The 19,046-nt window shown below is 40.1% G+C and carries 33 protein-coding genes and 1 pseudogene; all 34 read left to right on the top strand.

From position 1 onward, the window contains the following. Positions 1-144: 144 nt before the first annotated feature. The 34 genes and pseudogenes from MHB65_RS24395 (at position 145) to MHB65_RS24230 (ending at position 19,039) form a co-directional block, all read left to right on the top strand. Complete coding sequence (locus MHB65_RS24395; RefSeq protein ID WP_342442023.1) at positions 145-1,455, top strand: Na+/H+ antiporter NhaC family protein; 1,311 nt, start codon at positions 145-147, stop codon at positions 1,453-1,455. A gap of 354 nt (positions 1,456-1,809) precedes the next feature. Then, positions 1,810-2,118, top strand: coding sequence for a 30S ribosomal protein S10 (rpsJ, locus tag MHB65_RS24390; RefSeq protein WP_004233624.1), 309 nt, complete (start codon positions 1,810-1,812; stop codon positions 2,116-2,118). A 46-nt stretch (positions 2,119-2,164) separates the two neighbouring features. After that, entirely contained in the window at positions 2,165-2,794 is a 630-nt protein-coding gene (gene rplC, locus MHB65_RS24385; RefSeq protein ID WP_205446161.1) for a 50S ribosomal protein L3, read from the top strand. A 26-nt stretch (positions 2,795-2,820) separates the two neighbouring features. Beyond that, a complete protein-coding gene (gene rplD / locus MHB65_RS24380) occupies positions 2,821-3,444 on the top strand; it encodes a 50S ribosomal protein L4 (RefSeq protein WP_012296062.1) in 624 nt (207 codons plus the stop codon). Further along, positions 3,444-3,728 carry a 50S ribosomal protein L23 gene (gene rplW / locus MHB65_RS24375; RefSeq protein ID WP_036124663.1) on the top strand — a complete coding sequence of 95 codons (285 nt, stop codon included), beginning with the start codon at positions 3,444-3,446 and terminating at the stop codon, positions 3,726-3,728. Before rplD ends, rplW begins: the two co-directional genes overlap by 1 nt. 48 nt (positions 3,729-3,776) lie before the next feature. Further along, on the top strand, positions 3,777-4,607 hold the full coding sequence (gene rplB, locus MHB65_RS24370) for a 50S ribosomal protein L2 (protein ID WP_036124661.1): 831 nt from the start codon (positions 3,777-3,779) through the stop codon (positions 4,605-4,607). Between the two features lie 60 nt (positions 4,608-4,667). Beyond that, a complete protein-coding gene (gene rpsS, locus MHB65_RS24365) occupies positions 4,668-4,946 on the top strand; it encodes a 30S ribosomal protein S19 (RefSeq protein WP_008181911.1) in 279 nt (92 codons plus the stop codon). A 22-nt stretch (positions 4,947-4,968) separates the two neighbouring features. After that, a complete protein-coding gene (gene rplV, locus MHB65_RS24360; RefSeq protein WP_004233639.1) occupies positions 4,969-5,313 on the top strand; it encodes a 50S ribosomal protein L22 in 345 nt (114 codons plus the stop codon). Positions 5,314-5,316: 3 nt separating this feature from the next. Further along, positions 5,317-5,970 (top strand): 30S ribosomal protein S3, encoded by a 654-nt coding sequence (gene rpsC / locus MHB65_RS24355; protein WP_025116438.1) that lies wholly within the window; start codon positions 5,317-5,319, stop codon positions 5,968-5,970. A 1-nt stretch (position 5,971) separates the two neighbouring features. Next, a complete protein-coding gene (gene rplP, locus MHB65_RS24350) occupies positions 5,972-6,406 on the top strand; it encodes a 50S ribosomal protein L16 (protein WP_025116437.1) in 435 nt (144 codons plus the stop codon). Then, entirely contained in the window at positions 6,396-6,596 is a 201-nt protein-coding gene (gene rpmC, locus MHB65_RS24345) for a 50S ribosomal protein L29 (RefSeq protein WP_004233646.1), read from the top strand. The genes rplP and rpmC overlap by 11 nt, the downstream gene beginning before the upstream one ends. Before the next feature lie 18 nt (positions 6,597-6,614). Beyond that, positions 6,615-6,878: a 30S ribosomal protein S17 gene (rpsQ, locus tag MHB65_RS24340; RefSeq protein WP_008181723.1), complete on the top strand. Its 264-nt coding sequence runs from the start codon at positions 6,615-6,617 to the stop codon at positions 6,876-6,878. A 42-nt stretch (positions 6,879-6,920) separates the two neighbouring features. Beyond that, positions 6,921-7,289, top strand: a complete 369-nt coding sequence (rplN, locus tag MHB65_RS24335; protein ID WP_004233650.1) for a 50S ribosomal protein L14 — start codon at positions 6,921-6,923, stop codon at positions 7,287-7,289. Between the two features lie 35 nt (positions 7,290-7,324). After that, a complete protein-coding gene (gene rplX, locus MHB65_RS24330) occupies positions 7,325-7,633 on the top strand; it encodes a 50S ribosomal protein L24 (RefSeq protein ID WP_004233652.1) in 309 nt (102 codons plus the stop codon). A 29-nt stretch (positions 7,634-7,662) separates the two neighbouring features. Further along, positions 7,663-8,202 carry a 50S ribosomal protein L5 gene (gene rplE, locus MHB65_RS24325; protein ID WP_008181719.1) on the top strand — a complete coding sequence of 180 codons (540 nt, stop codon included), beginning with the start codon at positions 7,663-7,665 and terminating at the stop codon, positions 8,200-8,202. 22 nt (positions 8,203-8,224) lie between these two features. Continuing rightward, on the top strand, positions 8,225-8,410 hold the full coding sequence (locus tag MHB65_RS24320) for a type Z 30S ribosomal protein S14 (protein WP_004233656.1): 186 nt from the start codon (positions 8,225-8,227) through the stop codon (positions 8,408-8,410). Between the two features lie 29 nt (positions 8,411-8,439). Continuing rightward, positions 8,440-8,838: a 30S ribosomal protein S8 gene (gene rpsH / locus MHB65_RS24315; RefSeq protein WP_008181717.1), complete on the top strand. Its 399-nt coding sequence runs from the start codon at positions 8,440-8,442 to the stop codon at positions 8,836-8,838. Positions 8,839-8,868: 30 nt separating this feature from the next. Then, positions 8,869-9,408 carry a 50S ribosomal protein L6 gene (gene rplF / locus MHB65_RS24310; RefSeq protein WP_008181715.1) on the top strand — a complete coding sequence of 180 codons (540 nt, stop codon included), beginning with the start codon at positions 8,869-8,871 and terminating at the stop codon, positions 9,406-9,408. 32 nt (positions 9,409-9,440) lie between these two features. Further along, entirely contained in the window at positions 9,441-9,800 is a 360-nt protein-coding gene (gene rplR / locus MHB65_RS24305) for a 50S ribosomal protein L18 (RefSeq protein ID WP_205446160.1), read from the top strand. Between the two features lie 21 nt (positions 9,801-9,821). Further along, a complete protein-coding gene (rpsE, locus tag MHB65_RS24300) occupies positions 9,822-10,325 on the top strand; it encodes a 30S ribosomal protein S5 (RefSeq protein ID WP_008181711.1) in 504 nt (167 codons plus the stop codon). A gap of 13 nt (positions 10,326-10,338) precedes the next feature. Continuing rightward, the gene (rpmD, locus tag MHB65_RS24295) at positions 10,339-10,521 is read left to right on the top strand and encodes a 50S ribosomal protein L30 (protein WP_004233668.1); all 183 of its coding nucleotides are present in this window, start codon (positions 10,339-10,341) and stop codon (positions 10,519-10,521) included. A gap of 34 nt (positions 10,522-10,555) precedes the next feature. Beyond that, complete coding sequence (rplO, locus tag MHB65_RS24290) at positions 10,556-10,996, top strand: 50S ribosomal protein L15 (protein ID WP_004233670.1); 441 nt, start codon at positions 10,556-10,558, stop codon at positions 10,994-10,996. Further along, positions 10,996-12,291 carry a preprotein translocase subunit SecY gene (secY, locus tag MHB65_RS24285; protein ID WP_004233672.1) on the top strand — a complete coding sequence of 432 codons (1,296 nt, stop codon included), beginning with the start codon at positions 10,996-10,998 and terminating at the stop codon, positions 12,289-12,291. The genes rplO and secY overlap by 1 nt, the downstream gene beginning before the upstream one ends. 70 nt (positions 12,292-12,361) lie before the next feature. Then, entirely contained in the window at positions 12,362-13,015 is a 654-nt protein-coding gene (locus MHB65_RS24280) for an adenylate kinase (RefSeq protein WP_016992655.1), read from the top strand. A 249-nt stretch (positions 13,016-13,264) separates the two neighbouring features. Beyond that, a pseudogene (locus MHB65_RS24275) lies at positions 13,265-13,342 on the top strand (type I methionyl aminopeptidase); the annotation flags it as partial. Positions 13,343-13,428: 86 nt separating this feature from the next. Continuing rightward, on the top strand, positions 13,429-13,647 hold the full coding sequence (gene infA / locus MHB65_RS24270; RefSeq protein ID WP_004233690.1) for a translation initiation factor IF-1: 219 nt from the start codon (positions 13,429-13,431) through the stop codon (positions 13,645-13,647). Positions 13,648-13,684: 37 nt separating this feature from the next. After that, positions 13,685-13,798 carry a 50S ribosomal protein L36 gene (gene rpmJ / locus MHB65_RS24265; RefSeq protein WP_000868344.1) on the top strand — a complete coding sequence of 38 codons (114 nt, stop codon included), beginning with the start codon at positions 13,685-13,687 and terminating at the stop codon, positions 13,796-13,798. A gap of 24 nt (positions 13,799-13,822) precedes the next feature. Continuing rightward, a complete protein-coding gene (gene rpsM, locus MHB65_RS24260) occupies positions 13,823-14,188 on the top strand; it encodes a 30S ribosomal protein S13 (protein WP_004233729.1) in 366 nt (121 codons plus the stop codon). A 25-nt stretch (positions 14,189-14,213) separates the two neighbouring features. Then, entirely contained in the window at positions 14,214-14,603 is a 390-nt protein-coding gene (gene rpsK / locus MHB65_RS24255; RefSeq protein ID WP_004233731.1) for a 30S ribosomal protein S11, read from the top strand. Between the two features lie 139 nt (positions 14,604-14,742). Further along, positions 14,743-15,687: a DNA-directed RNA polymerase subunit alpha gene (locus MHB65_RS24250; RefSeq protein ID WP_004233733.1), complete on the top strand. Its 945-nt coding sequence runs from the start codon at positions 14,743-14,745 to the stop codon at positions 15,685-15,687. 57 nt (positions 15,688-15,744) lie between these two features. Then, complete coding sequence (gene rplQ, locus MHB65_RS24245; protein WP_012296051.1) at positions 15,745-16,125, top strand: 50S ribosomal protein L17; 381 nt, start codon at positions 15,745-15,747, stop codon at positions 16,123-16,125. Between the two features lie 426 nt (positions 16,126-16,551). After that, complete coding sequence (locus MHB65_RS24240; protein ID WP_205446159.1) at positions 16,552-17,397, top strand: energy-coupling factor ABC transporter ATP-binding protein; 846 nt, start codon at positions 16,552-16,554, stop codon at positions 17,395-17,397. Further along, positions 17,373-18,245, top strand: a complete 873-nt coding sequence (locus MHB65_RS24235) for an energy-coupling factor ABC transporter ATP-binding protein (RefSeq protein WP_342442022.1) — start codon at positions 17,373-17,375, stop codon at positions 18,243-18,245. Before MHB65_RS24240 ends, MHB65_RS24235 begins: the two co-directional genes overlap by 25 nt. Next, the gene (locus tag MHB65_RS24230) at positions 18,242-19,039 is read left to right on the top strand and encodes an energy-coupling factor transporter transmembrane protein EcfT (protein WP_205446157.1); all 798 of its coding nucleotides are present in this window, start codon (positions 18,242-18,244) and stop codon (positions 19,037-19,039) included. Before MHB65_RS24235 ends, MHB65_RS24230 begins: the two co-directional genes overlap by 4 nt. Positions 19,040-19,046: the final 7 nt, after the last annotated feature.

Below are 19,046 nucleotides of genomic sequence, written 5' to 3'. Positions count from 1 at the left end.
AAATTCGAAAACAGTGTGGTGTTTATACATTACACTGTTTTTTAGTGCAAAAATATTGAAATTGCAAAAAGCCTTGACTTTCAATTATCAGAATAATAAAGTTTAACATGTTAGTAATTTAGTGTATGAAAGTAGAGTGTAACAATGAATGCAGTAATTGCGGCAGTCGCCATTATGTTAATATTAAGCTTACTTCGCATCAATGTCGTTCTTTCCTTAGTTTTAGGCGCCTTTGTAGGTGGTCTTACAAGTGGGATGGGTATTGAGTCTACCGTTCAATCATTTACAGAAGGATTAGGGGCAGGGGCAACCATTGCATTAAGTTATGGCCTACTTGGGGGCTTTGCGATCGCAATAGCCAAAACAGGAATACCCGAATTAATGATAGCTGGGATGTTAAAGATTTTAAATGGTGAAAGTAATAGAAAAGGTCTAGTGAAGGTATTAATATTTTTCCTTATTTTTGTGATGTCTATTTTATCTCAAAATGTCATTCCTATTCATATTGCCTTCATTCCATTATTAATTCCGCCCATTTTAAAGATTTTAAATATGTTAGAAGTCGATCGACGTATAATTGCAACGTTAATTGCAGTAGGTTTAATTGGTACTTATAGTTTTGTACCTGCTGGTTTTGGAGCAATCTTTCAAGATATCGTTGCTACACAAGTGTCAGAAGCAGGAATGGCCGTATCTTCACGTGATGTACCTGCAGCAATGGGGATTCCTGTATTCGGAATGCTAATTGGATTGATAATCGCCTTTGTTGTATACCGCAAGCCAAGGCATTATAAGCATAGTGAAGTGGAGACGGAATCTTTAAATGTAAATGTCAGCAAATTTATGATATTTTCGACGGCGCTTGCATTAGTGGTATCACTATGCGCTCAAGTGTTAACAGATTCAATGATTGTGGGTTCGTTTGCAGGTATTATGATTATGTATTTTACAGGTGCACTTAAATGGAAAGAAGCCGATGATATTCTTTCTGAAGGAATGAAGATGATGGCCTTTATTGGCTTTGTTATGATTGCTGCAAATGGTTTTGCAGCGGTTATAAATGCAACAGGTGATGTGGATAGCTTAATTACAAGCTCGATCACCTTACTAAAAGGAAATAGAAGTCTCGCTGTCTTCATCATGTTAGTAATAGGACTAGTTGTGACGATGGGGATAGGTTCATCTTTCGCAACGGTGCCTATCATTGCAACGCTATTTGTTCCGTTAGCACAAGGTTTAGACATGAGTCCTTTAGCGATTCTATGCTTAATCGGTACAGCGGGTGCTTTAGGAGATGCGGGTTCGCCAGCATCCGATTCTACATTAGGACCAACAGCTGGGCTAAATGTAGACGGCCAGCATCATCATATTTGGGATACCTGTGTTCCGACATTTATCTTCATTAACATACCACTAATCCTGTTTGGCTGGATTGCCTGTGTGTTCTTTCTATAACAAAGAGGTAGTTTCTATAAAGATAGAAACTACTTTTCTTTTTTTGAGTTATTTGAAATGTGCGAAAATGTTGATATGACAACCTTTAGTGTTGCAATATGTAGAGAAATTTTATATACTAATAAACGGCTTAATAAAGCGAAGAAGTAGTAGTATTAAGAATATCTACAACATTTAAAAGAATTTAGCGAAAAGACTTGCTTATTCTTTTTTTATTGTATATAATGTTGAATGTTGGTCTTTGACTGCGATGAAACGAGAGGTTGCCGACACACCCGGCCGCTTTGCCATGGCGGTGTGTGGGAAAATTTTCGTGGAGAATGTCTAGAAAATAGGCGAGAAGGAGGGAAAATAATGGCAAAACAAAAGATTCGTATTCGTTTAAAAGCGTATGATCACCGTATTTTAGATCAGTCTGCTGAGAAAATTGTGGAAACTGCAAAACGTTCAGGTGCAAGTGTATCAGGTCCGATTCCACTTCCAACTGAGAAGTCTGTGTACACAATTCTTCGTGCGGTTCACAAGTACAAAGATTCTCGTGAACAATTCGAAATGCGTACGCATAAACGTCTGATCGATATCGTTAACCCAACACCACAAACTGTTGATGCGTTAATGAAACTTGATTTACCATCTGGCGTTGATATCGAAATCAAACTTTAATGGTAAAAATAATATAACTTTTCAAAATTTACAGGAGGTGTGACAAATGGCTAAAGGAATCTTAGGTAGAAAAATTGGTATGACACAAGTTTTCGCTGAAAACGGCGATTTAATCCCGGTAACAGTTATCGAAGCTACGCCAAACGTAGTTCTTCAAAAGAAAACTGTTGAAACAGACGGCTACGAAGCAATTCAAGTTGGTTTCGAAGACAAGCGCGTTAAGCTTTCTAACAAACCTCAACAAGGTCACGTAGCAAAAGCGAACACTGCTCCTAAGCGCTTCATTCGTGAATTCCGCAACGTGAACGTTGGAGAATACGAAGTTGGTCAAGAAGTCAAAGTAGAAATTTTCGCAGAAGGCGATGTAATTGATGTAACTGGTGTTACTAAAGGTAAAGGTTTCCAAGGTGTAATTAAACGCCACGGACAATCTCGTGGTCCTATGGCCCACGGTTCTCGTTACCACCGTCGTCCTGGTTCAATGGGTCCAGTTGCTCCGAACCGCGTATTCAAACAAAAGAAATTACCTGGTCAAATGGGTGGCAATGTAGTTACAATCCAAAACTTAGAAATCGTGAAAGTTGATGCGGAGCGTAACTTACTACTTGTTAAAGGTAATGTTCCTGGTTCTAAAAAAGCTCTAGTTACAGTTAAATCTGCAATTAAAGCTAAGTAATCACTTAAGGAAAGGAGGAAACAGGAATGACAAAAGTATCTGTACTTAGTCAAACAGGTGCTTCAGTTGGTGAAATCGAATTAAACGATGCGATCTTCGGAATCGAGCCAAATGAAGCAGTATTATTCGACGCAGTAGTAGCTCAACGTGCTTCTCTTCGTCAAGGTAATCACAAGGTTAAAAACCGTTCTGAGGTTGCTGGTGGTGGTCGTAAACCATGGCGTCAAAAAGGAACTGGTCGTGCTCGTCAAGGTTCTATCCGTTCTCCACAATGGCGCGGCGGTGGTATCGTATTCGGTCCTACTCCACGTAGCTATTCTTATAAATTACCTAAAAAAGTTCGCCGCTTAGCTCTTAAATCTGCTTTATCAGCTAAAGTAGTAGAACAAAACTTCTTAGTTCTTGATGCTCTAACTCTAGCAGCACCAAAAACAAAAGAATTCACAAAAATTCTTAAAGATCTTTCTTTAGAGAAAAAATCTTTATTCGTAACTGCTGACCTAGATGAAAACGTAGCATTATCTGCTCGTAACATCCCAGGTGTAACAGTTTTAACTGCAAATGGAATCAACGTTCTTGATCTATTAGGTCATGAAAAAGTTGTATTCACTAAATCTGCAGTAGAAAAAGTTGAGGAGGTGCTTGGATAATGGAAGCACGTGATATTTTAAAACGTCCGGTCATTACTGAGCGTTCTTCAGAACTTATGGCAGAGAAAAAGTATACTTTCGAAGTAGACACTCGCGCTAACAAAACTCAAGTAAAAGACGCTGTAGAAGAAATCTTTGGCGTAAAAGTTGAGAAAGTAAACGTTCTTAACTACAAAGGTAAATTCAAGCGCGTTGGCCGTTACGGTGGTTACACTAACAAACGTCGTAAAGCGATTGTTAAATTAACTGCTGATAGCAAAGAAATTGAATTATTCGAAGTGTAATCCTTAATGGATTTATGATTTGAACACTCAAGAAGGAGGGAAAACACAATGGCGATTAAAAAGTATAAACCTACCTCTAATGGTCGTCGTAACATGACGTCATTAGACTTTGCGGAAATTACAACTAACAAGCCTGAGAAATCATTGCTTGAACCAACTAAACGCAAAGCTGGTCGTAACAACCAAGGTAAAATCACTGTTCGTCATCATGGTGGTGGTCATAAGAAGCAATACCGTGTTATCGATTTCAAACGTGTTAAAGATGGCATTCCGGCAAAAGTTGCTACTATTGAATATGATCCAAACCGTTCTGCGAATATCGCATTAATCAACTACGCTGATGGAGCAAAAGCTTACATCTTAGCACCAAAAGGTCTAGAGGTTGGTCAAACAATCGTTTCTGGTCCAGATGCTGATATTAAAGTAGGTAATGCATTACCATTAGCAAACATTCCAATGGGTACTACAATCCATAACATCGAGTTAAAACCTGGTAAAGGTGGACAATTAGTACGTTCAGCTGGTACTTCTGCTCAAGTACTTGGTCGTGAAGATAAGTACGTAATCGTTCGTCTTCAATCTGGTGAAGTACGTTTAGTGTTAGCTACTTGCCGCGCTACAATCGGTCAAGTTGGTAACGAACAACATGAACTTGTACACATCGGTAAAGCAGGTCGTAGCCGTTGGTTAGGTAAACGCCCAGAAGTTCGTGGTTCTGTAATGAACCCTAACGATCACCCACACGGTGGTGGTGAAGGACGTTCTCCAATCGGACGTAAATCACCAATGACTCCTTGGGGTAAACCAGCACTTGGTTACAAAACTCGTAAGAAGAAAAACAAATCGGATAAATTTATCATCCGTAGTCGTAAAAAATAAAGTGGTTAAACTACGGTTCTATGTGAGAGCCGTGGTGGAATCACGGAGGGAGGTTCCTACATGGGTCGCAGCTTGAAAAAAGGACCTTTTGTTGATGACCACTTAATGAAAAAAGTGGAAGTACAAGAGGCTTCTGAGAAAAAACAAGTTATCAAAACTTGGTCACGCCGTTCTACAATCTTCCCGAACTTCATCGGTTTAACGATTGCTGTATATGATGGACGTAAACATGTTCCTGTATACGTAACAGAAGATATGGTAGGCCATAAACTTGGTGAGTTCGCACCGACACGTACTTACAAAGGTCACGGTGCAGACGACAAGAAAACAAGACGCTAATTTTGAGAGGAGGTAAATCCTAATGACACAAGCTAAAGCTATCGCTCGTACAGTACGCATTGCTCCTCGCAAAGTACGTCTAGTTGTAGACTTAATCCGAGGTAAGCAAGTTGGTGAAGCAGTTGCAATTTTACGTCATACTCCAAAAGCGGCGTCTCCAGTCGTTGAGAAAGTATTAAAATCTGCAGTTGCTAATGCTGAGCACAACTACGATCTTGACATCAACTCTTTAGTAGTTTCTGAAGTGTTCGTTGATGAAGGTCCAACTTTAAAACGTTTCCGTCCACGTGCGCAAGGACGTGCAAGCGCAATTAACAAACGCACAAGCCACATCACTCTAGTGGTATCTGAGAAGAAGGAGGGTTAATCCGTGGGTCAAAAAGTACATCCAATAGGACTGCGCGTTGGTATTATTCGTGACTGGGAGTCAAAATGGTACGCTGAAAAAGACTATGCAACTCTACTTCACGAAGACATCAAAGTGCGTAAATATATTGAAACGGCTCTTAAAGACGCTTCTGTTTCTAAAGTAGAAATCGAACGTGCTGCAAACCGTGTAAACATTACAATTCACACTGCGAAACCAGGTATGGTAATCGGTAAAGGTGGTACGGAAGTTGAAAACCTTCGTAAATACCTTAGCGAGTTAACTGGTAAACGTGTACACATCAACATCATTGAAATTAAACGTGCAGATCTTGACGCTCGTCTAGTAGCTGAAAACATCGCTCGTCAATTAGAAAACCGTGTATCATTCCGTCGTGCGCAAAAGCAAGCGATCCAACGCACAATCCGCGCTGGTGCAAAAGGAATTAAAACACAAGTATCTGGTCGTTTAGGTGGCGCTGATATCGCGCGTGCTGAACACTATAGTGAAGGAACTGTTCCACTTCATACTCTACGTGCTGACATTGACTATGCACACGCAGAAGCTGACACTACTTACGGTAAATTAGGCGTTAAAGTATGGATCTACCGTGGTGAAGTTCTTCCTACGAAGAAATCTGTGGAAGGAGGCAAATAATATGTTATTGCCTAAACGCGTAAAATACCGTCGTGAACACCGCGGCAACATGCGTGGCGAAGCGAAAGGCGGCAAAGAAGTATCATTCGGCGAGTGGGGCTTACAAGCTCAAACTGCTAGCTGGATTACTAACCGTCAAATCGAATCTGCCCGTATCGCGATGACTCGTTACATGAAACGTGGCGGTAAAGTTTGGATTAAAATCTTCCCACACAAACCTTACACTAAAAAACCTCTAGAAGTCCGCATGGGTTCTGGTAAAGGTTCTCCTGAAGGTTGGGTAGCAGTAGTAAAACCAGGAAAAATTATGTTCGAAATTGCTGGTGTATCTGAAGAGATTGCACGTGAAGCACTTCGTTTAGCATCACATAAGCTTCCTGTTAAATGTAAGATCGTAAAACGTCAAGAAACTGGTGGTGAATCTAATGAAAGCTAATGAAATCCGTGACCTTGCCACTTCTGAAATTGAATTAAAAGTGAAATCACTGAAAGAAGAGCTTTTCAACCTTCGCTTCCAATTGGCGACTGGTCAATTAGAAAACACAGCTCGTATTCGTGAAGTGCGTAAAGCAATCGCGCGTATGAAAACTGTTATTCGTGAAAGAGAAATCAGTGCAAATAACTGATAAAGGAGGTTTTCAAGTATGACTGAGCGTAATCAACGCAAAGTTTACACGGGCCGCGTAGTTTCAGATAAAATGGACAAAACTGTTACTGTTTTAGTTGAAACTCACAAAAAGCACAAGCTTTACGGTAAACGTGTAAAATACTCTAAAAAGTTTAAAGCTCATGATGAGCAAAACCAAGCGAAAATCGGTGATATCGTACGTATCATGGAGACTCGCCCGCTATCAGCTACTAAACGTTTCCGTCTAGTTGAAGTTGTAGAAAAAGCGGTTATTATTTAATAACTATTTCGGAACAACCATTTCCGAAGGGAGGTAACCTAAGTGATCCAACAAGAAAGTCGTATGAAAGTTGCTGACAACTCAGGTGCACGTGAAGTTCTTACAATTAAAGTGCTTGGTGGCTCTGGCCGTAAAACTGCTAACATCGGTGATATCGTTGTTTGTACAGTTAAGAAAGCAACACCAGGTGGCGTTGTCAAGAAGGGTGACGTTGTTAAAGCTGTTATCGTTCGTACTAAATCAGGCGTACGTCGTAAAGACGGAACGTACATCAAATTTGATGAAAATGCTTGTGTAATTATTCGTGATGATAAATCACCACGCGGAACTCGTATTTTCGGACCTGTTGCACGTGAATTACGTGACAGCAACTTCATGAAAATCGTTTCTCTAGCTCCAGAAGTTCTTTAATTTCATGATAGTGCCAATCAAGGAGGTGCGACAGCATGCATGTAAAAAAAGGTGACAAGGTTAAGGTTATCACTGGTAAGGACAAAGGCAAAGAAGGAGTAATCCTAGCTGCTTTCCCTAAACAAGATCGCGTTCTTGTTGAAGGTGTAAATATCGTGAAAAAGCACGTTAAACCTAACCAATTGAATCCACAAGGTGGGATTGTAAGCCAAGAGGCTGCAATTCACGTTTCGAACGTAATGCTAATCGATCCTAAATCTGGCGAGCCGACTCGTGTAGGTTATAAAATCGAAAACGGTAAAAAAGTTCGTGTTGCAAAAAAATCAGGTGCAGTAATCGACTAATTAGTAAATAAAAGAAGGGAGGTACACACATGAGCCGCCTAAAAGAAAAATATTTAAATGAAGTTTCTCCTGCTCTTATGAGCAAATTTGGATATAAATCAGTTATGCAATTGCCGAAAGTTGACAAAATCGTTATCAACATGGGTGTTGGTGATGCTGTTCAAAACTCTAAAGCATTAGATGCAGCTGTAGAAGAATTAACAATTATCACTGGTCAAAAACCAGTTGTAACTAAAGCGAAAAAATCGATCGCAGGTTTCCGTTTACGTGAAGGTATGCCAATCGGTGCTAAAGTTACATTACGCGGTGAGCGTATGTATGAATTCTTGGACAAATTAATCTCAATCTCACTTCCTCGTGTACGTGACTTCCGTGGTGTTTCTAAAAAAGCATTCGATGGTCGCGGTAACTACACTCTAGGTGTTAAAGAGCAACTAATTTTCCCAGAAATCGATTACGATAAAGTTTCAAAAGTACGCGGTATGGACATCGTGATCGTAACGACAGCGAACTCTGACGAAGAAGCTCGCGAGTTATTGACACAATTCGGTATGCCGTTCCAAAAGTAATTTAAACAAGGAGGGCGAAAACGTGGCTAAAAAATCTATGATCGTTAAACAACAACGTAAGCAAAAGTTTAAAGTGCAAGAATATACACGTTGTGAACGCTGTGGCCGTCCACACTCTGTATATCGCAAATTTAAACTTTGCCGTATTTGTTTCCGAGAACTTGCATATAAGGGACAAATTCCTGGCGTGAAAAAAGCCAGCTGGTAATCCCCTAATTTGGGAAGGAGGTAAATGTAATGACAATGACTGATCCGATTGCAGATATGCTTACTCGCATTCGTAATGCGAACATGGTTCGTCACGAGAAGTTAGAAGTACCGGCTTCCAACGTGAAAAAAGAAATCGCTGAAATTTTAAAGCGTGAAGGTTTCGTACGTGACGTAGAATACGTGGAAGACAACAAGCAAGGTATTATCCGTATCTTCTTAAAATACGGTAAAGATAACGAGCGTGTTATCACTGGCTTAAAACGTATTTCTAAACCTGGTTTACGTGTATATGCTAAAACAAATGAAGTGCCTAAAGTACTGAACGGTCTTGGTATCGCTTTAGTGTCAACTTCACAAGGTTTATTAACAGATAAAGAAGCTCGCGCTAAACAAGTTGGCGGCGAAGTTCTAGCATACGTTTGGTAATTAGCAATAAATGAATGGAGGTGCAACTAAATGTCTCGTGTAGGTAAAAAAATTATCGAGGTACCAGCTAACGTAACTGTTACTGTTGCAGCTGACAACACTGTTACTGTTAAAGGTCCTAAAGGCGAACTTGTTCGTTCTTTCCACCAAGATATGAAAATTGAGCAAGAGGGTAACGTAATCTCTGTATCACGTCCTTCTGAATCAAAAGAACACCGCACAAACCACGGTACTACTCGTGCGCTTCTAGCGAACATGGTTACTGGTGTTTCTGCAGGTTTCGAAAAAGCTTTAGAACTTATCGGTGTTGGTTACCGTGCGCAATTACAAGGCAAAAAACTTGTACTTAACGTAGGTTATTCACATCCAGTAGAGTTCACACCTGAAGATGGTCTTGAAATTGAAGTTCCTTCTAACACTAAAATCATCATTAAAGGTATCAGCAAAGAGCGCGTTGGTGCTCTTGCATCTAACATCCGTGACGTTCGTCCACCAGAGCCATATAAAGGTAAAGGTATCCGTTACGAAGGCGAATACGTTCGTCGTAAAGAAGGTAAAACAGGTAAATAATGCTGCCTAAGCATTAGAAAGGAGTGACCCTTGTGATTACGAAACAGGATAAAAATCAAGTTCGTAAAAAACGTCATGCGCGAGTTCGTTCTAAAATTTCGGGTACTGCAGAGCGTCCACGCTTAAATGTATTCCGTTCTAACAAGAACATCTACGCTCAACTTATCGATGACGTAGCAGGTGTAACAATTGTTAGCGCATCTTCTCAAGAAAAAGGTTTTGAAGGTACTGGTAGCAATGTTGACACTGCATCAAAAATCGGTGAAACAATCGCGAAACGCGCTGCGGAAAAAAATATTACTGCTGTAGTTTTTGACCGTGGTGGTTACTTATATCATGGACGCGTAAAAGCTTTAGCTGAAGCTGCACGTGAGAATGGTTTAGAATTTTAATAAGAAGGAGGGACACATTTCATGAGTCGAATTGACGCAAACAAACTTGGAGAACTTGAAGAACGCGTAGTTACTATTAACCGTGTTGCTAAAGTTGTTAAAGGTGGACGTCGCTTCCGCTTCACAGCACTAGTTGTTGTTGGCGATAGAAACGGTCATGTAGGTTTCGGTACTGGTAAAGCTCAAGAGGTTCCAGATGCTATCCGTAAAGCTGTTGAAGATGCGAAGAAAAACTTAGTAGAAGTGCCACGTGTTGGTGGAACAACTCCACACTTAGTGCTTGGTCGCTTCGGTGCAGGAGAAATCTTAATTAAACCTGCTGCTCCTGGTACAGGGGTTATCGCTGGTGGTCCAGTACGTGCAGTACTAGAACTTGCTGGTATTACTGATATTCTTTCAAAATCTCTTGGATCTAACACACCAATCAACATGGTGCGTGCAACTGTTCAAGGTTTAACTGAATTAAAACGCGTAGAGGACGTAGCTAAATTACGTGGTAAATCAGTGGAAGAAATATTAGGATAAGGGGGGAAAGATAATGGCTAACAAATTAGAAATCACCCTTACTAAATCTGTGATTGGTACTAAACCTGCACAACGCAAAACAGTTGAAGCTTTAGGTTTACGTAAATTACACCAAACTGTAGAGAAAGCTGATAACGCAGCTACTCGCGGCATGCTTGATAAAGTAGCTCACTTAGTTACTGTAAAAGAAATTTAATTTCCAATTATTGAACAAGGAGGTGCCACCCACTATGAAACTGCATGAGTTAAAACCAGCAGAAGGTTCTCGTAAGCAACGCAACCGCGTTGGTCGTGGTATCGGTTCTGGTAACGGTAAAACAGCAGGTAAAGGTCATAAAGGTCAAAACGCTCGTTCTGGTGGCGGTGTACGCCCAGGCTTTGAAGGCGGTCAGAACCCATTATTCCGTCGTTTACCAAAACGTGGCTTTACGAACATTAACCGTAAAGAATACGCTATCGTTAACCTAGATGCTTTAAACCGTTTCGAAGACGGTGCAGAGGTAACTGCTGCATTATTACTTGAAACTGGTCTAGTGAGCAATGAAAAAGCTGGAATTAAAGTTCTAGGCAATGGAACGCTTAATAAAAAGCTTACTGTCAAAGCTCATAAATTCTCAGCTTCAGCGAAAGAAGCAATCGAGAATGCCGGCGGAACTACTGAGGTGATTTAATGTTTCAGACAATCTCTAACTTTATGCGTGTTCGAGATATAAGAAATAAAATCATTTTCACACTTTTAATGTTAATCGTTTTTCGTATTGGAACTTTCATTCCAGTACCTAACGTTGACGCTAATGTATTAAAGGCAACTGATGAGTTTAACCTCGTTGGTTTCCTCAATACTTTTGGCGGTGGTGCTTTAAAGAACTTCTCGATCTTTGCGATGGGGATTATGCCTTACATCACAGCCTCAATTATTGTTCAGTTATTGCAAATGGACGTAGTACCGAAGTTTGCTGAATGGGCAAAGCAAGGTGAAGTCGGAAGACGTAAACTTGCACAATTTACACGCTACTTTACTATTATTCTTGCTTTCATTCAATCATTCGCAATGTCATTCGGTTTTAATAGAATGTATGGCGGGTCATTGATTAAGGAAGAAGGAGTTTTAACATATGTTATAATTTCTATTGTATTAACAGCGGGTACAGCATTCCTAGTATGGCTTGCTGATCAAATTACTGCGCATGGCGTTGGTAATGGTATTTCTGTTGTAATTTTCGCAGGTATCGTTGCGGCATTACCTACAGGTATCAACCAAATCTATGCACAACAAATCGAGGGTGCTGGTGATAAATTATTTATCAACCTAATTATCCTTGGTCTACTTGTTTTAATTTTGCTTGCGGTTGTTATTGGAGTTATCTACGTGCAACAAGCACTACGTAAAATTCCAATTCAATATGCAAAACGAGTTACTGGACGTAACCAACAGACTGGTGGTCAACAAACGCATTTACCGTTAAAAGTAAATGCTGCAGGGGTTATTCCTGTAATCTTTGCTTCAGCGTTTCTGATGACACCTCGTACGTTAGTTCCGTTCTTCGGTGAAAATAATGTTACAACATTCATTAATAACACGTTTGATCATACAAAACCTGTTGGAATGATTATTTATGTAGCATTAATCATCGCATTCACATATTTCTATGCATTCGTACAAGTGAATCCAGAAAATGTGGCTGATAACTTGAAAAAGCAAGGTGCTTATATTCCAGGTATTCGTCCTGGTGAAAACACTCAAACGTATTTAACAAGCGTGTTATATCGTCTGACATTTGTCGGCGCGATTTTCTTAACTGTTATTTCAGTAATGCCGGTTATATTCATAAACTTTATGAATCTACCTGCCTCAGTGCAGATCGGTGGTACTAGTATTATTATCGTAGTCGGCGTAGCGCTCGAAACGATGAAGCAGCTAGAATCTCAACTTGTTAAACGTCACTACAAAGGCTTTATGAAATAATGTTGGTTTTTAGGGAACGTTCCATCGTTTCCTTTAATCAGCAAACCTTTTGTGGGAGGAATATTTCCTAATGAATATCGTTTTAATGGGTCTGCCAGGTGCTGGTAAAGGTACGCAGGCAGATAAAATTGTTGAGAAGTACGCAATTCCTCATATTTCTACAGGCGATATGTTCCGTGCTGCAATTAAAGAAGGTACTGAACTTGGCTTACAAGCTAAATCGTTTATGGATCAAGGTGCACTTGTACCTGATGAAGTAACGATTGGTATTGTTCGTGAGCGACTGGCTAAACCTGATTGTGAAAAAGGATTCTTATTAGATGGTTTCCCACGTACTGTTCCTCAAGCTGAAGCACTAGATAGCATTCTTGCTGATCTAGGTAAAGCTATTGAGCATACATTAAACATTCAAGTTGAAAAGGATGAGTTAATTGCTCGCCTTTCAGGTCGACGTATTTGTAAAACTTGTGGTACATCTTATCATTTAATTTTCAATCCTCCTGCTGAGGAAGGGAAATGTGATAAAGATGGTGGCGAGCTTTATACACGTGCAGATGATAATCCTGAAACGGTTGCGAACCGTCTGGAAGTAAATATGAAACAAGCACAACCTCTACTTGATTTCTATCAAGCTAAAGGTGTGTTAACTAATATAGATGGACAGCAAGATATTAACAAAGTGTTTGCTGATCTTGATGCTCTATTACAGGGCAGCCGCAGCTGATACCCGGCTCCGGGCGCAGAGTACTGCTTCCGCGGGAGGCATGCGGGAGCAACAACGAAACATAATTTTTTTGAGAGTTGCAAAAGCATATTGTGCCCGGTATATATTTCTTCTTAAAAGTGCAACATACCTTTTGGAGGAGTATAATGGGTTTCGTGGAAGCATCTGTGTAACGGGTATGAATATCTCATCCAAGACATTCCGGTATTCGTGTAAACATGGGAGATTCAGTGCCCTTACTGGTTCTGTATATTCCGTGGATTGTGTGAAGCGAAACCAGACGAGCGTCTTTCAAACATCTCTCATACAATCCAAACATATGTTGAAACGAGGTTGCTTCTAAAGTTGCAGCAGATATCCGTTTGATGTAACGATGAGAACTTTAATTTGCATATAGAGAGGAGACAGAGTAGATGGCGAAAGATGATGTAATTGAAGTCGAAGGGACAGTTGTTGAGACTTTGCCAAACGCGATGTTTAAGGTAGAATTAGAAAATGGACATGTGATTCTAGCACACGTATCTGGTAAGATTCGTATGCACTTTATCCGTATTCTACCTGGAGATAAGGTTACTATTGAGTTATCTCCTTATGATTTAACTCGCGGTCGTATCACATACCGTTTTAAATAATCTTTTGCGCTCCGGACTACTAAGGAGGTTAGGTTAGATGAAAGTGAGACCATCTGTGAAACCGATCTGCGAAAAATGTAAAGTAATTCGCCGACGCGGTAAAGTAATGGTAATCTGTGAAAATCCTAAACATAAACAAAAACAAGGTTAATTCTAAAGGAGGTGCACAACGTACATGGCACGTATTGCTGGTGTTGATATTCCTCGCGACAAACGCGTTGTAATTTCATTAACGTACATTTTCGGTATTGGTAAAACTACAGCTCAGAAAGTACTAGCTGATGCAGGTATTTCAGAAGATACACGCGTACGCGACTTAACTGAAGATGAGTTAAACAAAATCCGTGAACAATTAGATTCTTACAAACTTGAAGGTGACTTACGTCGCGAAACTTCATTAAATATTAAACGTCTGATGGAAATCGGTTCATTCCGTGGTATCCGTCACCGTCGTGGCTTACCTGTTCGTGGTCAAAATACGAAGAACAATGCGCGTACGCGTAAAGGTCCTCGTAAAACAGTTGCGAACAAGAAAAAATAATTGGTAAAGGAGGTTCCTTCTTAACATGGCTCGTAAACAACAAACTCGTAAACGTCGTGTGAAAAAGAATATCGAATCTGGTATCGCACACATTCGTTCTACATTTAACAATACAATCGTAACGATTACAGATATGCAAGGTAACGCTGTATCTTGGTCAAGTGCTGGTGCTCTTGGTTTCCGTGGTTCACGTAAATCTACACCATTCGCTGCTCAAATGGCTGCAGAAACTGCTGCTAAAACATCCCTTGAACATGGTCTGAAAACGTTGGAAGTAACTGTTAAAGGTCCTGGTGCTGGTCGTGAAGCTGCTATTCGTGCACTTCAAGCTGCTGGTTTAGAAGTAACTGCTATTAAAGACGTTACTCCAGTTCCTCACAATGGTTGCCGTCCGCCAAAACGTCGTCGCGTGTAATGGGTGCGTCTCATATTGTATGAGAACATCATTTTTTGTACAGACTGTCTTGTGCAGATAATAAACGATACGTCATTGACGATCGAATCTATGATGGAAAGAACCTATACATTCGATGTTTTGAAGGAGGGTAAATAAAATGATCGAAATTGAAAAACCAAAGATTGAAACGGTGGAGATCAGCGAAGATTCCAAATATGGAAAGTTTGTTGTAGAACCGCTTGAACGCGGATATGGAAACACTTTGGGTAATTCTTTACGTCGTATCCTTCTGTCTTCATTACCAGGAGCTGCTGTCACTTCAATTCAAATTGATGGTGTTCTTCACGAATTCTCAACTGTAGAAGGCGTAGTAGAAGATGTAGCTTCAATCATTTTGAACGTGAAAAAACTAGCTCTTAAAATCTACTCTGACGAAGAAAAAGTTATTGAGATTGATGTTAAAGGCGATGGTACAGTTACGGCTGCTGACATTACACATGACAGTGACGTGGAAATTTTAAACCCAGATCTATATATTGCAACAATCGCTAAAAACGGTCATTTACGTATGCGTATGTATGCACAACGCGGCCGTGGTTACACTCCTGCTGATCAAAACAAACGTGAGGATCTTCCTATCGGCGTGATCCCGATCGACTCTATTTACACTCCAGTATCACGCGTCAATTTCCAAGTGGAAAATACTCGTGTAGGTCAGTCTTCTGACTACGACAAACTTTCTCTTGATGTGTGGACAGATGGCAGCATCGGTCCGAAAGAGGCGATTTCGCTCGGAGCAAAAATTTTAACCGAGCATCTTAACATCTTCGTTGGCATGACAGATGAGGCACAAACTGCTGAAATCATGGTCGAAAAAGAAGAAGATCAAAAAGAAAAAGTTTTAGAGATGACTATCGAAGAACTTGATCTTTCTGTTCGTTCTTATAACTGTTTAAAACGCGCTGGTATTAATACAGTACTAGAACTTGCGAATAAATCAGAAGACGATATGATGAAAGTTCGTAACCTTGGACGTAAGTCATTAGAAGAAGTAAAAGCGAAGTTAGAAGAGCTTGGTTTAGGATTACGCAAAGAAGACTAAGCGATTTAAACACAACTAACAAGATCAGATTTTTTTCTATAAAGGAGGGAAACATCCATGGGTTACAGAAAACTTGGTCGTACAAGTTCTCAACGTAAAGCGATGTTACGTGACTTAGCTACTGATTTAATCATCAACGAGCGCATCGAAACTACTGAGGCTCGCGCTAAAGAAGTACGTAAAGCTGTTGAAAAAATGATTACTTTAGGTAAACGCGGAGATTTACATGCACGCCGTCAAGCTGCTGCATTCATCCGTCGTGAACTAGTAACAACGACTGATGCAGAAGGTAACGAAACAACATCATTTGCACTTCAAAAGTTATTTGATGATGTTGCACCACGTTATGCTGAGCGTCAAGGTGGTTACACTCGTATTCTTAAAGTAGGTCCTCGTCGTGGTGACGGTGCACCTGTTGTTGTGATTGAACTAGTTTAATCATAAGAGAAAACTTGTGGTGAAGAGGGTGGGAATCACCACCCTCTTTCTTTATAAATGATTTATACGACAAATAATTAAGCTGAGCGTTATGATGAGCGGACACTTAAGGGTGTGGCGTCTCGTTTAGCTCTCCGCACCTCATTCAGGAGAAATAAGGGCTTGAGCACCCGTATTTCTTGTAAATGTAACGACTAGCGCATTTCTATCGAATGAGGTGCGCGCTTTTTTATTAGATTAGATGGCGCCAATTTGTGGTGCTTTTTTTAATATATGGATGGTATTTTGTTATTTAATAAGCCATTATTAATTTGAGTTGTTATTGTAGTATTTTTCTTTTATCGACATACGGATTGTAGTAGAATTCATACATAAAAAAGTGTAAGTTAGTTAGTAGAGCTGAGCGTAGAGAGAGGAGTTCTAGATATGCCTGAAATTTTATCTTTAAATAATGTGACTTTTTCATATACACCAGAAATTCAAAACAGTCGTAATGCTGTTGAAAATGTTAGCTTTGCTGTTGAAGAAGGCGAATGGATAGCTATAGTCGGACATAATGGTTCGGGTAAGTCCACGATTGCTAAGCTGATGAATGGTTTATTATTTCCTCAGCAGGGAGATGTGCGAATACTACGAGAACCCTTAAATGAAGAAAATCTTTGGGAATCCCGCTCCTTAATGGGAATGGTTTTTCAAAATCCTGACAATCAATTTGTTGGTGCAACGGTACAGGATGATGTTGCATTTGCTTTGGAAAACAACGGCATCCCCTTTGAAGAAATGGTGAAGCGTGTACATGCGGCACTGGACCAAGTAAAAATGAGTCAGTTTTTAGACCATGAGCCACATCATTTATCTGGTGGACAGAAACAGCGTGTTGCCATTGCTGGGGCACTTGCATTAAAGCCAAAGCTTTTAATTTTAGATGAGGCGACATCCATGTTAGATCCTCAGGGACGTGCAGAGGTTTTACAAACTGTCCAAACATTACGTGCGGAAACAGGATTAACAGTTTTATCTATTACACATGATTTAGAAGAGGCAATGTTAGCAGATCGTGTTCTTTTTATGAATGATGGTAAGAAATTTGCAGAAGGCACACCTGCTGAAATCTTTGCACTAGGGGACAAGCTGGTTGAATTTGGACTGGATTTGCCATTTGCCTTAAAGTTATCAAAGCTATTGCAAAAGGAAGGTGTTCCATTAATGGGACAACATATGACAGAAGAAGAGTTGGTGAATGATTTATGGACATCAAACTTCAACAAGTAAGCTATGCCTATGCAAAAGGAACTCCCTTTGAAAAACGGGCATTATTCGATGTAGATTTTGACATCCCATCCCATACTTATCAAGCGATTATTGGCCATACTGGTTCTGGAAAATCAACGATTCTTCAGCATTTTAACGCACTTCTAAGACCTACTTCAGGAGAAGTACATATTGGGGATCGCATAATTGTGGCTGGTAAAAAAGCGAAGGATTTAAAAGCAGTACGACAAAAGGTCGGCATAGTCTTTCAATTTCCGGAGCATCAATTATTTGAAGAAACAGTGTTAAAGGATATTATGTTTGGTCCAATGAACTTTGGTATATCAGAGGAGGAAGCTGAAGCTCGTGCAAGAGAACTTGTCAGCTTAGTTGGCTTGCCTGATAACGTTTTGGATAAATCACCGTTCGATTTATCAGGCGGTCAAATGCGTCGAGTAGCTATTGCAGGTGTTTTAGCGATGGATCCAGAGGTTATTGTATTAGATGAACCAACAGCAGGCCTTGATCCACGGGGTCAAAAAGAAATTATGGATATGTTTTATCAGCTGCATCAAGAACGTCATCTTACAACCATTCTAGTAACCCATAGTATGGAGGATGCAGCTCGTTATGCAGATAATATTGTGATCATGCATGAAGGAAAGAATGTCTTAAGTGGAACACCACGAGTTATTTTTAAAGATGTTGATACCTTAAAGAAATTCCGTTTGGAGCCACCACGTATTGTCCGCTTTCAACAAAAGATCGAGCATATGATGGGTCGTTCTTTGTCTAAGGTTTGTTTGACAGAGGAGGAGCTTGCTGCTGAAATTGCTCAAGCGCTTAGAGAGGAGCGTGCGGAGTCATGATGGAAAAAATGATCTTTGGCCGCTTCTTACCGGGTGATTCACCCGTGCATAAACTTGATCCACGGTCAAAGCTAATCTTTGTGTTCGCCTTTATTATTATTGTGTTTTTGGCTAATAATACGGTGACATATGCCATGCTACTCGCTTTCACGCTACTGATTGTCTTAGTATCGCGCATTCGCCTGTATTTTTTAATTAATGGTCTCAAACCTGTGCTCTTTTTAATGGCCTTCACATTCCTTCTCCATATTTTTATGACGAAGGAAGGCGTCCCTATTTTTGAATCAAAATTCATTACGATTTATGATGAAGGGATTAAACGGGGAATATTTATTTCAATCCGTTTTCTAGTATTAGTATTTATGACGTCAATTTTAACGTTAACAACATCACCTATTTCTATTACAGATGGTATTGAAGTTCTGTTGAATCCATTAAAAGCAATAAAAGTACCTGTCCATGAATTAGCTTTAATGATGTCCATCTCATTACGCTTTATTCCAACCTTAATGGATGAGACGGACAAGATTATGAAGGCACAAATGGCACGGGGCTCTGATTTATCATCTGGACCAATTAAGGACCGTATAAAGGCAGTAGTGCCATTGCTTGTCCCGCTCTTTGTCAGCGCCTTTAAGCGAGCGGAGGATTTAGCAACAGCGATGGAAGTAAGAGGCTATCGTGGTGGAGAAGGACGTACAAGATACCGTAGGCTAAAATGGGATATGGGGGACACATTTGCGCTTGTATTATTAGTAGCAATAGGCGTATTGCTATTCTTCTATAGAAGTTAAAGGAGTA

The sequence above is a fragment of the Lysinibacillus sp. FSL K6-0075 genome, from assembly GCF_038592945.1.
Classification (GTDB): Bacteria; Bacillota; Bacilli; order Bacillales_A; family Planococcaceae; genus Lysinibacillus; species Lysinibacillus fusiformis_F.
The sequence above is the reverse complement of the archived record's forward strand: the minus strand, read 5'-3'. Positions and strand labels throughout refer to the sequence as shown.